Source organism: Carboxylicivirga longa (genome assembly GCF_050589825.1).
In the GTDB taxonomy this organism is placed as follows: domain Bacteria; phylum Bacteroidota; class Bacteroidia; order Bacteroidales; family Marinilabiliaceae; genus Carboxylicivirga; species Carboxylicivirga longa.
The window spans coordinates 1-16,334 of record NZ_JBNGOZ010000003.1 but is presented as its reverse complement, the minus strand read 5'-3'; the positions used below and the strand labels follow the sequence as shown (position 1 = coordinate 16,334).

Genomic DNA, 16,334 nt, shown 5'->3' with positions numbered 1-16,334 from the left:
AAATATGCTAATCATGCATTATTACCTCTACATTACATGCATTTTTGCCTTTCAGTCCATTGATGTATAATTGCTTAATACCTGTATTTTTAAGAGCTCCTGTCCATATGCAGAAATCATCCAACAAACCAACGTACCCTTTCATGCCCATTGTTTCAGATAAATCTGTTTTATAAGTTTCAATATTTGTGGCAACAGCCATCCAGTTAGCTTGTGATGTATTGACCTTGACATCGGGTTGAGCACATTGCTTATCTTCAATCAGATTACCATCAATAAATAACTTCAGCTCGCCAATTGTAGCATCTTCGTCAGGCATCACCACTGCCAAGTGATGCCATTCACCGTCGTTAATATGTTGATTATGCGTAGTTGCATATATATCGGGACGCAAGGCTACTTCCAGGTTACCATTATTAATGGATAAATTAAAAAATTGTCCTTGTCCCCAATACGATCCACTATTCAGAATCAGCATTCTTCCTTTGGCTTTGGTTCTTACCCAACATGACAGAGTACGTTTATAACCTTCGCTCATTGGTCCCATGGGCAAAACAAATAGCTTGGATGATTCTGTTATTTCAGCAGCCTGACCTAATATCCCCATAGCTGGTTTGACATTTTCACAAATAAGTGAATAATCGTAATTAAAACCACCGTCATTCAGATATACACATGGATATTGAATTGTAGCTAAAATGGGATTATGCTTTCCCTTCTTGGGAAAGGTTCCTTCCACACTACTTCTATAATTGCTTTTATCCAATTGCTCATCAAAACTCCAATGTATTTGCAAACCGTTGCTAATAATTGGTTTTAATAGACCCTCACCTTCAATAACTGTTTTTACTGATGACTTATCAATTTTAAGACTTCCCAACTCATCACCATTCTCATTCAAGGTACTAATAGAAAGCATATTTGGCTCCACATCTATTAATGTTATATTGGATAAATTATTGCCTCTCGCCACCAGCTGAATCAAGTCTGATTCTGTATCCCTGGTCACCGTATTCATATGCACCTCACCAGCCAGATACAAGTCCACCTTATACTTTCGCAACACATTTAGAATCTTTTCACTCTCTTTTTCATCCACCAACATACCACTGCTGGCATATTTACGCACCGGATAGATTATGGGCAAATGGGATTGAACCACTATGTGTTGAATAGATGGGATTTTCTGAGCTTCTGATAATACTGATTCAAACCACTCCATATGTTTCCTATCAATATCACCATTAATTACACCCTGACTTCCCAGGTTTTTATCCTGACTGTCAAAACGGAACATATCAAGCGTAACGAATAAGACATTCTTATATTGAACGGCATTGGAGGTATGCTCATATATAGTCCCTACCGGACGTGGCAATGCATTACCTATCTTTTGAGTAAATCTCGATTCTTTATTCTCATCCAGAGTAAAAGTATTGGCAAAACCCTGACGAAAGGTTGAAATGTATTTACTGACTTCACTGCCTTTTTGCCAGGGATTGTCACCCAACTCGTGATCGCCCACTGCCATTAAAAAATGTTCGTAACCGCCATCGTGAATAATATCCCACAATCCACTGTAACACAAGCGTGATGCTTCCTGAATAACCTCCTCTGTTGAGTATTGCGCATAATCTGGGTGAGATTTAAACGGCTTCATAAACTTTGTTCTGTACCAATGCCCTCCGTTACAATCGCCCGGCATAATGATCAACTCACCGCCATGTCGTTCCTTCATTTCTTTGAACTGTTCTGTTTGTACTTGAATTCGCTTACTGCGTTCAGGAATATTCTTTGCAAAGCCTTCGGCATTGTGATAATCTGGTATGTTAATAAACCGCCAGGTATCATACTCCTGTGCTCTACAAGTAATTTGTAATAAAAAAAATCCAATGATTATATATAAACAAATTCTTTTCATGAGTATTATTTTTTAAAATCGTATTTAAGCAAAAAGGCTTGAACACTCGCTATCGCCCCAACCCACTATGTTTGACTGACCTGATAGGATAAACACTTTTATTTTTTTCTTCGAACCTGTTTTGTTTTGTGCTTTCACTGCTGAAATACAGAGAAGAAATAGTCGTATTGAACTATATATTTTCATTGGCCTTGCATATTTGGTATCGATTATTATTATTTAGTGTTTATAGATTCTGGGGCCAATCTTATCTCATACATCTGCTCAGCAATTTTTCGACAAGCATCAATGGTTTCCTGATATGGCGTGTCACAAACATCCAGAAAACCAATCTGATAATTCTCTCCATCGCCACGCCCGGTTACTGCCTGTTCGCCATATTGAAACCAATGAGCCCCTACGATAAAAGGATTTTCCAAAGCACCTTTTATGTACTCATAGTACACTCGTCCTCGTTGATCCTGACTTTGCACTGAGCGCAGTCCGGTGTGTAACATGCCGCGGTCCAACGCACCAAAGTGAAATTCACCTATGATGATGGGTTTATCAATGTTAAGATCATGAAAAATTAAATCGTTAGGCACAAAACGATAGCGATTGAAACTGATTACATCGCAGTATTTAGCAGCTATGGGCACGATCCAATGCTGGTGCCCGAGATCCTGAGGATAATAATGGTTGTGAAGACGACTTCCTAAGTATAGCTTGTTTGGTGCCTCGGCCTTAATTACTTCCCGACAGGTTTTGTAATATAGATCAACCATTATTTTTCAAATTCCAGCAAATCACTCACTGCTGTCTTTCCGGTTATGGCTTTGGTAGAATTTAGAAATACTTTCCATGACTTAAAGTCACTGTTCCATGCTGAATTCAGTTGTTCAATGTTATCATACTTATCGCTCAGGTAATTCATCAGCTCAACTTTGGCATTATCTTCTGCAGGTAAAGTCTGCACTGTTCTTCCTATTGATCCCCAGCCATGCAACTCATTATCCACAAAATAGCCAATACAGTAATCATCTTCCCAGGTAACCGCATGTTTTTCAAAGGTCTTCTCCAGATTTGATTTATAATTTGGATGAAATACATTGGGAAACTTTAACTTACCTCCAACTTTTGGCCACGGAAAGTTCACACTGACTGTATAAGGCGTTTTTCGCTGAAGGTAGGTTGTTTCATCCGACCAGTTACCAAAGGTATTCATGCCCCAGCTCCTGAGACGCTGATGAGCCAGCTCACTGCTTATTTGTTGCCAGTCCTCACCATATTTACGATACAGGTTAGAACCTGTAAAGTTATAAGTCAGCACCTTCCCTTTTTCCTGTTTGGCAAATTGCATCAATGGAGTCCCTTTATCCGGCAAGGATGAGAAATATTTTTCACGTCCCTTTATTATTGTAGTGGCAGCAGCTTTTGCCACACCGGTAATACCATGGGACCAGAAGAGGCAGCCTTCCGGATCAATCATCCACCAGCGACCATCAATTTTCTCCACCCTGAAATGCCCCGTAGCTTTGCACTGCTTCCCTAAGGCCCAGCCACCATACTTGTTTCTTCCTTGTGGCGAAGGCTGTGCCATTAAATCATTCTTCTCTTTTTTAATCGCTGCCTGTAGTTCTTCATCAGTATGAATCTTTCCTTTCCAATCCTTATGCATGTATTGCCCATACTGATCCACAAAAGGGAACATGGTCTTTTGTATCTCTTCATATGACTTGGCCAGAAGGTTGCCCTCAGCCATGAAATTTCTGACGGCAATGATGGCAGGGCTCTTCGGATTGATCAGTGATAATTTAATCTTCTTAATATGCGCTGCATCCATTGGTACCCAGTGCCAGTAGTAGCCTCCCGGATATCCAAACATCCCTTTATAAGAGCGGGCCAGCGGATGCTCTTCCGGTAATCGGTACCCTTTGATGAGGATGCGCATCACATTTGTTTCACCCGGATGGATAACCAATACTCCTTCGTTCCAATGGTAATCGCCAATATGCGCATTCAACAGGACGGGCTCATTTCCCAGATTAGTCACCTCAAAGGCAACAGACGAGTGCGAGCACAAATCCCAGCTCTCCGATGGTGAATGTAACTCAACCAAGGGTGCATCGGCTTGCAGCGTAATATATAACACCTCGTCCTTAAGACCGACAGCAGCACCTTTTGTTTTAACAAATTCGGCGACATACGTTTCACTCAGATCAACTAAAGGCGTTTGCCCAATAATGTTGATTGATAAAAATACATGAAGAATAAACAGTATGCATTTCGGGCTTTTCATTAAAAAAATTTTAACCAATTTGTAAAGCACTAAAAGTAACTCACAGAAACAGAACAAACAGGCGCATATTTGACAATGCTTAACTCAAATATTCCAATTTTGACCACCTTAATTAATTTGAACATGACAATCACTTGTTACTGATTGGCGGGGTAAAAACACAAAGAAAAAGCAAAAAGCCCCGATGGAAGCTTATGATCATCCCCTAGGCTGGTATTGTGAGATGGTTGCTATTGCTGATGATAGATTTTGAATCTTTACTCATTGTTTCTTCAATGTTTCTTCAATCATTAGTCAATATTTACCATTTAATTAATGAATAATCATTGACAATTATATCTATATACAATAACTTAAGCTGCATTATCCTGTAGAGCTAAGGTATATGTGCACCCAAAGCTGAATAACCAACTTAATCAATAGAATCATGGCTGAAGCAAAAGATGGTATTAATGGCACGATAAAGGGGAAAGTAGGCAATGCGGTTTTTTATACCATGTATGGAAAAAACATTATTAGATCACGTCCCCAATTATCAAGGCGGAGAAAACCCAGTCTGAAACAACAAGCACAAAGACAGAAAATGGCTTTGATTCAGGAACTTTTAAACCCTTTAAAAGATCTTATAAAAGTCACATTTGCACCTGCAACAACAAACAATGCACCTTATCATGTAGCTAAATCCTATAACCTACTGCATGCCGTAACAGGTGAATACCCTCATCAAAGAATTGATTGGCCAAATGTATATCTCAGTGCAGGTTCTCTTGCCCAACCCGAAAATTGCCATGTAAGCAAAGAAAAAGAAGGATGGCACTTTGGCTGGAATGATAATCAAGGAGACAAAAGCGATACTTTGATAGTGGTGGCTTATATACCAGAAAAAAACTGGATCGATTACCGCTTTACAGGTATTCCCCGTTTTAAAAAAGAATACTTTTGGGACACGGAGCACGACAATCATCTTTGGCATCTTTGGGTGGCCTTTCGAAGCAGGGATGAAACCAATATCAGTAATAGTTTATACCTTGGTGAGATTTAGATTGGGATTTTTGACATTGTACTTCATTCTATTTTGATAGTCTTATTGAGTTAAAACTATCATCTAATACTAAATATGTCCTGAACCAAAGTTCGCCAACTTGTCACAGGATAGAATGTTGAGCATTTTTAAATTTGATTTTACATTCGCCCTCTTTATCATCTTTCACTTCTTAGGTTAATAATTGCTCACGATTCAATTTTCAGATATAAAAACACTCCTGTCTCAGGGTGAGACAGGAGTGAAATGGTTAGTTCGTACGGCCTTTTATTTTATAACTAACTTCTTAGTAATGCGCATACCTGTTTCATCAGTAACTATAAGCAGGTAAGTACCCTTTGCCAGATGGTCAACAGAGACAGTAGCTGAACCATTCTCATAAGCATCAAACACTTGGTTTAATACCAAACTTCCCATCAGATTATAGATCAATAAACTTGTTTCTCCCCATAGACCTTGAATGGTAATATTATCTGATGCAGGGTTTGGATAGACCAGAACTCTATTTTTGCTTGTATTATCTGATAATTCAGGAGTCATCGCTACACTTTTCAGTGTTGATTCGACGATGCTAACGTTATCAAGGTATGCTTGTCCCTGATAGTCATTAGGTGTCCAGAATCCAATTTGCGAATCCGTATCACCGGCATCTGTAGTAAATGATATTGTATGTTCGGCAGTTTGTGTATCAGTAAGCTCTACTTCAAAATATTTTGTTCCTGCTGAGTTCTTCACATGGAATTTTGCTGTTTTTGAAACATCCGTTACCAAGGTAGTAAAAGTAATTTCGTAAGTAGTAGCCCCTTTTGTTTTTATCCATTGGCTTGATCCACCTTTCCCATCAATTAATAAAGAGCTTGTTCCGGCAACAGGACTTAAGGTTTCAATTGCTGTTCCGCCATAATAATCCCATGCGTGTAATCCTTTTTCAAAATCACTATTTAAAATATAAGCAGTTTCATCAATAATCATTTCGTCACAATAAGCATCATTCACACCATTCGCCGGTCGCCAGAAATAAACTTTGGCCGTTACATCGTTAGCTCCGGTGGTAAACATCAGTCTGTGCGCTGTATAATTAGTGTCATAAATATCAATAAAGCCCAAAGCAGTGCCACTTGCATCTTCAACACCTAGTACAACTCTATCGTTTTGAGGATCGCTTACTTTTGCAAAAGCTGATAAAGTATAGGTGGTATTTGGTTTTACATCTACCCATTGGTTAACAGAGCCTTTTCCTGTTAATTTAACGGCCTTACTGCCATATACAGCATCCGACACTATTGTTGGGTTGTTCCATGTATTCCAGTTGGTTAATCCATCTTCAAAGCTAGCGTTAAGTAATTCGGTGACCACCTGAGCAGTAACGGTAATATCAGCCGTTGCAGTAAAACCGCCATCTACAGTAGTTACTGTTATTATTGCAGTACCTTCACTTACAGCAGTAACTAATCCGTTGGCATCAACAGTTGCTACAGAAGTATTGTCGCTCAACCATGTAACACTTTTGTTTGCTGCCTGTGAAGGCATTACTGTTTCGGTTAATTGCAGTGTTCCTCCCACAGTTATCGTGCCGCTCTGAGGAGAAACTGAAACTCCGCTTACAGCACTTGGGTCAATTCCGGAATTGTAGTTATTATCAGCACCTATATTTGGTAACAGATTATTTATATCTACAGCATTGCCGTAGATATCTGTGGCTGCATTCAATGAAATATTCTTAAAAATGCCTTGCCCAGCCATTGGAAAAGTTGGTTCAGGGAAAGTTGTACCGGCATCAATAACAGCACTTCCAGGCTGAATCTGATAACCAAAAATATCGCCTGAGCCTTGGTTTACAAACTGAGGATCAACGCCTGTAATCTTGGAATTATCCAAATTAGTAAATGCTGAAGCAACATCACCATAGAAAAGGTTATTGGCCACCACCAGCTCGCTGCCTGAAGCTATATCAATATCAACACCAGTAGCACCAATTTGTCCTCCATTAACGGCTTTAAAAATATTGTTGTAAACATAAGTGTTTTCAGCCCAAATTGAAATATCGGGTGTGTATGCTTTATCAATATAAATAGTGTTGTTGTAAATATAGTTATTGTTTGAACGAACGGGAGTTTGATCAGTACCTACATATCCTGAGACCCAGATTGAATATCCGTGAAAATCTCGGTACCCATCGTTTACACTTACATTGTAGCGGAACGTGCTGTTTTCGCAATCCCCAAGAATTTCACAAAAACCTCCTGCTGTTTCTTCGCTGTAATTATATTGGAAGATTGCATTTTTACAGAAGAAATCAACATGTCCGCCTGCACCGTAAGTATCACCAAAACCACTGTTTCTTAACTGTTTATTAAATTGCACAATGATATTATGCGAATCCCAAATCCAACAACCTTCTCCACGCCCGTATAATCTGTCGGTAGATGAATTTTTATCTCCCAGACCCAAATCAATGAAAGTATTTTTTTCAACAAGACCATTGCAAACCGAGGCAAATACAACACCATCGCCACCTAATTGCTCAAAAGTATTGTTGCGGATAACATAGTTCATATTTCTGCCTTCCTCGCTTATGGGATTGTTGGCCGGATTTAAATTTCTGCAACTAATGGCTGTACTTCCAAGATTGTAGAAATAGCAGTTCTCAATTAATACATCATTGATTCTTACTTCTCCTAATTCAGGATCATCTGCTGTCGCATCGAAGAAAATACCTTTAGCTGTGTAATAGTCAAGGGTAAATTTTCCTTCCCAGTCAAGCATATTGATACCAAATACATCCGTAATCTTAAGGTTGCGGAAAGTAAGACCCTCACTAACACCACCCCATTTATTTGCAATCACTTTAATACCATAGGCCGTATTGGTGCCCCATGTAATAGTTCCCATATTCTGGCGGTCGTTTTTAATCCAGATGTTGTTAACAAGAATATGACTGGTATTAGTCATTTTTACAGCTTCGATATAGTCGCTGGCCAGGGTAGTTCCCGAGCCTGATAAAACAGGGAGTTCACCTGCTCCATAGCTGCCAATTTCAATTGGACGATCGGCTGTTCCTGAGCGGTTAAGCAAAAGTTGACCCTCAAAATAATCTCCACGTTTAAACAGCACTTTATCACCGGATCCTAAATATCCTCCATTAGCATCTGTGGCTGCTGCCTCATTAACCTTAGCAATGGTTTGCCAAGGCGAACTAACGCTTCCATTGTTGGCATCGCTTCCACTTGTACTCACATAATAAACATTGAAATATTCGCTAATAGCAACTTTGTCAATTAAAACATTGACAGCGGAAGTAGCAGCAATTTCAACAGTATTATTACCTGCTTCCAAATTAATATCTAAGTAGGTAACTTTGGCAGAGTCCTCATAAGCCCAATTGGATGGTTGAAGTGTAACAGTTGATGCCGCAACACCATTTACTGATAACAGAGCCTCAGTACTTATTCCTCCATTGAAAGAATAGACATGTAGTTTATAAGTGCCGGCAGTTGAAACATTGGGCACCACAAATTCCATTTTTCCTTCAGGTGAGGTGTTTTTTAGTTTTACGAAGTTTCCCCCCGAAGCAAATTCTTTAGCTACTAAATCGTAACTATCAGAAAGGGTAGCATTTTCTGCTTCAATAGTAAGAAAGGTTTGTGCATTAGTACGGAGGTTGCTTGCCAGAAAGAGCAGCAACAGAAATGTAAATTTTTTCATCATGACACTTAAGATTTGAAATTAATTAGCAATGTAAATGTATGATAATGTAATATTTAAGAAGAGCAGATAATCTACAGAAACTTAACAGTTTTAACAAATAGACAGTACAAACGAATTTGATTTTTCATGAATAGTTAATTCAAATTTAATTTGTTTGTTTGCGATTGTTGAAAAAGTATAAACGTCAGAGCAGACAGAGGTTATCTGAAGGGGAATCTTGCTATTTTATTTAAACAAGTCACGTTGTTTTGTGCGTATAATTGATAAATATTTGTCGAAAATATGATAGAATTCAAACATGATCATGTTGAGTTCTATTCTAAAAAAACTCCTGCCTCAAGGCGAGACAGGAGTGGAATAAATAGTTAGAAAAACAGTTTATTTTATTACTAGTTTTTTAGTAACTCTCTTACCTGTTTCATCTGTTACTATAAGCAGGTAGGTGCCTTTTGCCAGATGGTTAACAGATATTGTAGCAGAACCATTCTTATTAGCATCATGCATTTGGCTTAACACCTGACTCCCCATCAGGTTATAGATCAACAAGCTTGTTTCACCCAAAAGACCTAGGACGGTCATCTTGTCTGATGTAGGATTTGGATAGACAATAACTTCTTGTTCATTTACATTTTTAATCAAATCAGTTGCTATTTCGGCACTCTTGAGTGTTGATTCTACAATACTAATGTTATCAAGATAAGCACCACCTATTGAACCCGAAGGTCTCCAAAAACCTATTTTTGAAGTTTCATGGTTGGCTTTTGTTTTAAAAGAGATGGTATGTTCTGTGTAATTAGTATTAACGATATCCTGTGTAAAATAAGCCACATTGTTAGCATCTGCCATTGTGAACTTTACAGGAATCGACGCATTATCAACTTTTGCAGTAAAAGTTACCTGATAATCGGTTGCAGGCTTAGTATTAATCCATTGGTTAACACCGCCGTATCCAACAACCTTAAGCGAGGAGGTTCCGGCAAAAGGCGTTGAAGTTTCAGTGGTTACAGTGCCCGTTCCCCATGTGTTCCAGTATTGCAAACCCTGTTCAAAGTCGTGGTTTAGTACATTGACTGCCAACGGATCAATTTTGCTGTTGTAGTTATTATCTGCTCCTATGTTTGGCAAAAAGGAACTCAAATCTATATCATTACCATAAATATCAAATGTAGGATACATGGTTACATCTTTGAATATGCCTTGACCTGCCATAGGAAAAACAGGCTCAGGGAAAGTAGTTCCGGCATCTATTGCTGGACTTCCGGATAAAATAGTGTATCCGTTAATATTCGTTGCTCCCTCATTCACAAACATTGGATCGGCATTCACTGGGTTGCTGTCGTAATTTTTAAATATTGAGCTGATATTTCCACTAAATAGGTTGTTCGATACGATAAATTCACCATCATTCTGAATATCTATATCAACACTTTGTCCGATCATTCCACTTCCGGTTTGTTTAAAGATATTGTTATAGATATAAGTATTTTCGCTAAAAAGAGAAAAATCAGGAGTTCGGTTTGCATCCAGGTAAATGGAATTATTATATACGTAAACATCGTTTGACGGAACCGGCGAATTGCCTGTGCCTACGTATCCAGATGTCCAAATAGTACAACCATGGTTATCTCTGAAACCATCGTTGACACTTACATTGAATCGGTAAGTCACATTGTGGTTATCACCTAAAACTTCACAGAAACCACCTTCACTGTCTTCACTGTAATTATACTGATAGAAAATGTTTTTATTACCAAAATCAATGTGCATTCCGTAGGAGTCACCGGAACCTCTAACACTTATGGAGCGATTATACTGACCGACAACATTCACACACTTAAACACCCACATTCCACTACCACGTCCCGCCAAACGCGTCTCAATACCATCGCTATAACCTGAATGGTCAAAATCATTGTTTTCGACCAAAGCATTATAAACTTTAGAAAGAATAATGCCTGACCCCCCGGTTTTGTAAAAGGTATTGTTACGGATTATAAAATTCGCACTTCGATTGACCGAATCAACCCCACCATCTACACCTTTATGCACCGACCACACTCCGGCTTTACCAATATTGTTAAAATAACAGTTTTCTATAAGTACATCTTTAATACTTACTTCTGTATTCACTTCACTACTGTCCGAATCAAAGCGTAATCCGGTTACATTTAATTCATCGAAATCTGCCGGCAAACTCAAACCAAATACATCGGTTATTTTCAGATCGCGAAAAGTAAGGTTTGATGACACTCCGCCCCACTTGTTGGCATAAACTAAAATGCCGTAAGCATTGGTTTCACCCCATGTATAGCGTCCGTCAACTTGACGGTCGTTCTTAACCCAAAGTTTTGATACTACAATGTTTGAAGTATTAACTAATTTTATAGCCTCAAAATAATCTCCGCCTTCAATGGTACCTGAACCTGAAAGAATTGGTAGTTCGCCTATTCCATAAGAGCTAATTTCGATTGGACGATCAACAGTACCTGAACATTTTACCAGGAAATTTCCTTCAAAAGTATCACCTGACTTGAAAAGGATTTTGTCGCCGGGCAATACAATACCTCCATTGCTTGTTTTGTTGGTAATGGCCGTTGCTTTTGCAAGAGTTCGCCAAGGGGAATCAATGCTTCCATCATTGGCATCGTTACCTGATTCACTAAAATAATAGTCGTTAAAATATTCAGAAACAACAATTTTATCTACCAATACATTTGTGGCAGAAGTTGCTGTTAAAGCAATGGTATTGTTCCCGGCAACTAGATCCACATCCAGATAAGTTACTTTTGCTGAATCTAGATACGCCCAATTGGAGGGCTGAACAGCAATAGTTGTTGCAGCACCACCATTTACAGAAATTAAAGCATCAACAGTTGAGCCCCCGTTAAAGCTAAATACATGTAACTTATAGGTTCCGGCTGAATCTACGTTTGCAACTGTAAACACTAATGATCCTTGTGGGGAAGAATTTTTTAATTTGACAAAGCTTCCTCCTGAAGCAAATTCTTTGCTCACTATCGAATAACCATCCGATAATGTGGCGTTTTCGGCTTCCAGAGTTAGAAGCATTTGTGCATTAATACTCATGTTGCTTGCCAGAAAGAGCAGCAACAGAAATGTAAATTTTTTCATCATGACACTTAAGATTTGAAATTAATTAGCAACGTAAATGTATGACTATATAATATTTAGAAAGAGCAGATAATCTACAAAAACTTAACAGTTTTAAGAAAAAGAGAGCACAAACGTATTTGATATTTTATGAATAGTTAATTCAAACTTAATTTATTTGTTTGCGATTGTTGCAAAAGCATAGACGTAAGAGCAGATAAGATTATCTGAAGGGGTATCTTGCTATTTTATATAAACAAGTCACGTTGTTTTGTGCATATAATTGATAAATATTTGCCAAAAATATGATAGAATTCAAACATAATCATGTTGAGTCCATTTCCATAAATTCCTTCCTCAGGGTGAGACAGGAGTTTATGGATGAGTAGTTTAAACAGCTAATATTTTGACTATATTTTTATTTTCCACACCTCACCCTTTTTCATAGCTCTCCTCTGCTTTTTATACTGATAGCTGATGATACATTCTCCCTCAGCTGATGCGATAACTATTGCATTCAATAGCTTACCACCTTTCCACTCCAAATCAATCTTATACCCTCCTCGTGCTTTTAAACCTTTCACATGCCCATCAGTCCATGCAGAAGGTAATGCAGGTAATAAGTCGATAACATCCGCATGGGATTGCAATAACATCTCAGCCATACCTGCTGTTGCCCCCATATTACCATCCAGTTGAAATGGCGGGTGAGCACAAAACAAATTTGAATAGGTTCCACCTCCAGCCTGCTTTCCCTGAGGTTTCAAAAGACGCCTAATCAATTTATAGGCATGATCGCCATCTTTAAATCGTGCCCAGAAATTTACTTTCCAGGCCAGTGACCATCCTGTACCATCATCGCCACGAGCATTTAAGCTCACTTTAGCTGCTTCAGCCAGTTCCGGTGTAAGTTCCATGGAGATTTGTTTACCCGGGTGAAACGCATACAAATGCGACACGTGACGGTGCTTGTTATTGGGGTCGTCCACATCTTCTTTCCACTCTTGTAATTGTCCCCAACTACCAATGGTTGGCGGCGAAATTAAGTCGTGAATACGCTGGGCCTCCATTTTAAATTCTTCATCCATGGCCAATACCTCACAAGCTGCCATACAGTTGTTCAATAAGTCCCAGGCTATTTGATGGTCCATAGATGCTCCACGCGAAATACCGCCATGCTCAGGCGAGTAAGATGGTGATGACACCAGGTAGCCATTCTCATCTTCTATCAGGTAATCCATCCAGAACAGAGCCGCTTCTTTCATTAATGGATAAGCCATTTGTTCCAAAAACTGTTTGTCCTGGGTAAATTCATAATGCTCCCAAAGGTGCCGGCATAACCAGGCCGCCCCACCCGGGAAAGCTCCCCATGGAAATTGCCAGCCTGGCGATGTATAACCAAAGGGGTTATTCATGGTGTTAACGGCCCAGCCACGTGTATTATAAAACTCCTTCGCTGAGATTCGCCCTGGCTCTACCAAGGTCTCCATGTAATCGAATAGCGGCTCGTGACAATCGCTAAGGTTAGTCACTTCAGCCGGCCAATACAACATTTGCTGATTGATATTCATGTGGTAATCACAGGCCCAGGCTGGATTGGTGCTGTTATTCCATTTCCCCTGCAGGTTCATGGGCATTGTACCAGGGCGTGACGATGAAATCATCATGTAACGTCCGAATTGAAAATACAATTCCTCAATACCTAAGTCAGAGATTCCTTTGGAATAGTCTTCCAGGCGGACATCCGTGGGAATGCTATCCCTAGCATTGTCACCCAGCTCCAGCTGAACTCTATTATATAGGGCTTTGTAATCATTTTGATGCTCAGTTAGCAACTCTTCGTATGATTTACTTCCTATGTTTTGAAGCACCTTTTTATTGTCAGCCATAAAATCATTGCCCGTGTAATCGGGGTACTGGTTGATATAATCGGTAGCGGCCACATGGTACATATTCAAATACCCTGCACCGACTACGTCTATTTTTCCATCCTTATAGTTCACAGTACCATCTGTTTCTATTTTCAGGCAGGTTTCAAACTGCATACCATTATCAGCTACCTCTCCCCGGAAAGAATAAACCATATTGTCGAATGATTCTTTGTTCTTTACATGGGGCGTTTTAAATTGAACCGAATAAGCTGTTGGCTTATCCGCTTCAAAGCGATAAACAAGGGTTTTGGCCGGGTAGGAAGCAAAGTATTGACGCTTGTAATTCGTTTCGCCAATTTTATAGCTTACACGACCTAAGGCATTTTCGATATCCAGTTCCCGTCGATATTCTGCGGCTTCACCTTTGTGATGCACCTCCACAAAGACATCCCCCATGGTTTGCTGCGCCCCATAATTACCAAAAGGAGATTCTGAATCCTGGGCCTTATATATGGAACCAGTTAATTCTCTGTTGGCCAGTCGATGAGCGTCATCCATCATACCGGCATCCAACAAACGACGTACTTCGGCCAGATATTTCCAGGCCTCTTTTTTAATCCCGTAATTGTATTCTTCCCCGCTACCCGGGCCACCGCTCCACAAAGTACCTTCCGTAAACTGGATTTGCTCCTTTTCGATACCACCGAAAAACATGGCTCCCATATAACCGTTACCTATGGGTAAGGCTTCTGATTGCCAGTCGGTAGCTGGTTGGGTGTACCAGAGTGTAAAAATTGGATCTGATAATTGAGGTTGTTCACAGACAAATACTCCTGTCAGCACTAATAATACTGAGATCTTTATGAAGTGTTTCATTGTACATCCTTTCAATTCTGCAATAGCTATAATTTCTGTTTAAAAGCTGAATAGGTTTTACAAATTACAGCTTAGCCTGAGATAAATAGCATTATAAATCTTTTATTGCCCACTCATCCATCCACCGAATCACCGGCTTATCATCTTCAAATTCAATTGGCAACCAGATATATCTGCCATCAATGGCATTCTCAGGCGTCCATCGGTCTCCCATATAAATGTATGTATCCGCTTTACCATGCACAGGAAGAACAAAGGTGCTTTGCGATTGAAAAGTAGTCTTAACCTCTTCTTCGGTACCACGGCAAGGATTACCTAATTCGGTCCACGGTCCCATGGGATGGGCTGCCACTGCCGATCTGGCCGGATTAGGTTTCCAGCCTGTACAACCAGAGCTAATCATATAATACTTACCACCTCGCTTAAATATAGCTGGTGCTTCGTTGGATTTACCCTCTAACACACGCGTATATCGTCCTGTAAAATCGGTGTAGTCATCCGTCAACTCCGCAATATGAAGGGTTTGATTTTCTTCCGAAGAATAAATGTGATAAGCCGTCCCATCATCATCAACAAACAATGTCATGTCACGAGCCATTTGTCCCTGTTCATAGTCACGCTGTAAAAACACGCCTTGTTGTGAAGCTTCCTGCCATTGGGCCGACCATCTTTTTATTTGCTCCAGCTTATATTCTTTGGTTTTCAGACTATCGGCATAATTAAGTGGCCATTGCTTTGCATTCGGGTTAACACTTCGAAGGTAGGTGTATGGTCCAGTTGCCTTATCACTCACCGCCAGACCAGTCATGGCTGCCTTATAGCCCATGCCTTTTAACTCGTGATGAAACCACATGACGAACTGCTTATTTTTAGGGTTGTAAATGACCTTGGGGCGTTCGATAATGCATTCTTTTACAATCAGGCTTGTTGTATCATCCACAACAGCCATGGCAATACCTTCATCTTTCCAGTTACATAAATCATCCGATGAATAACAATGTACACCCACATGGGCTTTGTTGCCAGCCTTACCTTCAATTTTATGCTCGCCAAACCAGTAATAGGTACCCTGGTGAAACAGAATACCACCGCCGTGGGCATTGATGTGAACACCATTATTGTCAGGCCATAGCTCGCCAGGCATGATCGTTTTTGGTGCTTGCTTACAGCCAAAGATGCACAACAAGCATAATATAGTTCCAATGTAGTTTTTACTCTTTGTCATTCAGTTGCTATTAATTTCGAACTGTATTCTTTTATTCTTCTCCAGGGAAATTGCTTTTAACCAATTTAACCACCTCCCCACTTCGTGGGACTCCTCCTTCACAAGGAGGAGAATATTGAACTTGCAATAGTTTTTCGGACATTCAGTTAAGTTATGCGGCCATTTTATCGGTATTATTCAGTTTATCACCAACTTCCATAGGAGTAAGGTAATTTAATTCCGAATGTCTTCGTCTTGTATTATACCATGTTTCTATATACTCAAATAAAGACATATTAGCTTGTTTTCGTGTTTGATAATTG

Annotated in this window: 9 protein-coding genes; 1 reads left to right on the top strand and 8 read right to left on the bottom strand. The window is 39.6% G+C overall.

Annotation, left to right across the window (positions count from 1 at the left end; translation table 11 throughout):
• Window positions 1-7: 7 nt before the first annotated feature.
• From ACRD7A_RS03305 to ACRD7A_RS03295, 3 genes are all read right to left on the bottom strand, one after another.
• A complete protein-coding gene (locus tag ACRD7A_RS03305) occupies window positions 8-1,921 on the bottom strand; it encodes a LamG-like jellyroll fold domain-containing protein (protein ID WP_430810871.1) in 1,914 nt (637 codons plus the stop codon).
• A 215-nt stretch (window positions 1,922-2,136) separates the two neighbouring features.
• Window positions 2,137-2,685: a hypothetical protein gene (locus tag ACRD7A_RS03300; RefSeq protein ID WP_430810870.1), complete on the bottom strand. Its 549-nt coding sequence runs from the start codon at window positions 2,683-2,685 to the stop codon at window positions 2,137-2,139.
• Window positions 2,685-4,199 (bottom strand): hypothetical protein, encoded by a 1,515-nt coding sequence (locus tag ACRD7A_RS03295; RefSeq protein WP_430810869.1) that lies wholly within the window; start codon window positions 4,197-4,199, stop codon window positions 2,685-2,687. Before ACRD7A_RS03295 ends, ACRD7A_RS03300 begins: the two co-directional genes overlap by 1 nt.
• 427 nt (window positions 4,200-4,626) lie before the next feature.
• Here ACRD7A_RS03295 and ACRD7A_RS03290 point away from each other — a divergent pair, with 427 nt between their 5' ends.
• A complete protein-coding gene (locus ACRD7A_RS03290) occupies window positions 4,627-5,241 on the top strand; it encodes a DUF6266 family protein (RefSeq protein WP_430810868.1) in 615 nt (204 codons plus the stop codon).
• A 267-nt stretch (window positions 5,242-5,508) separates the two neighbouring features.
• Here ACRD7A_RS03290 and ACRD7A_RS03285 read toward each other — a convergent pair whose 3' ends face one another.
• From ACRD7A_RS03285 to ACRD7A_RS03265, 5 genes are all read right to left on the bottom strand, one after another.
• A complete protein-coding gene (locus ACRD7A_RS03285; protein WP_430810867.1) occupies window positions 5,509-8,949 on the bottom strand; it encodes an Ig-like domain-containing protein in 3,441 nt (1,146 codons plus the stop codon).
• A 378-nt stretch (window positions 8,950-9,327) separates the two neighbouring features.
• Window positions 9,328-12,084: a T9SS type A sorting domain-containing protein gene (locus ACRD7A_RS03280; RefSeq protein ID WP_430810866.1), complete on the bottom strand. Its 2,757-nt coding sequence runs from the start codon at window positions 12,082-12,084 to the stop codon at window positions 9,328-9,330.
• A 386-nt stretch (window positions 12,085-12,470) separates the two neighbouring features.
• Window positions 12,471-14,807 (bottom strand): glycoside hydrolase family 95 protein, encoded by a 2,337-nt coding sequence (locus ACRD7A_RS03275; protein WP_430810865.1) that lies wholly within the window; start codon window positions 14,805-14,807, stop codon window positions 12,471-12,473.
• Between the two features lie 91 nt (window positions 14,808-14,898).
• Window positions 14,899-16,032: a glycoside hydrolase family 43 protein gene (locus ACRD7A_RS03270; RefSeq protein ID WP_430810864.1), complete on the bottom strand. Its 1,134-nt coding sequence runs from the start codon at window positions 16,030-16,032 to the stop codon at window positions 14,899-14,901.
• 151 nt (window positions 16,033-16,183) lie between these two features.
• The coding region (locus ACRD7A_RS03265) for an IS3 family transposase (protein WP_430810996.1) at window positions 16,184-16,334 on the bottom strand (151 nt) is incomplete at its 5' end.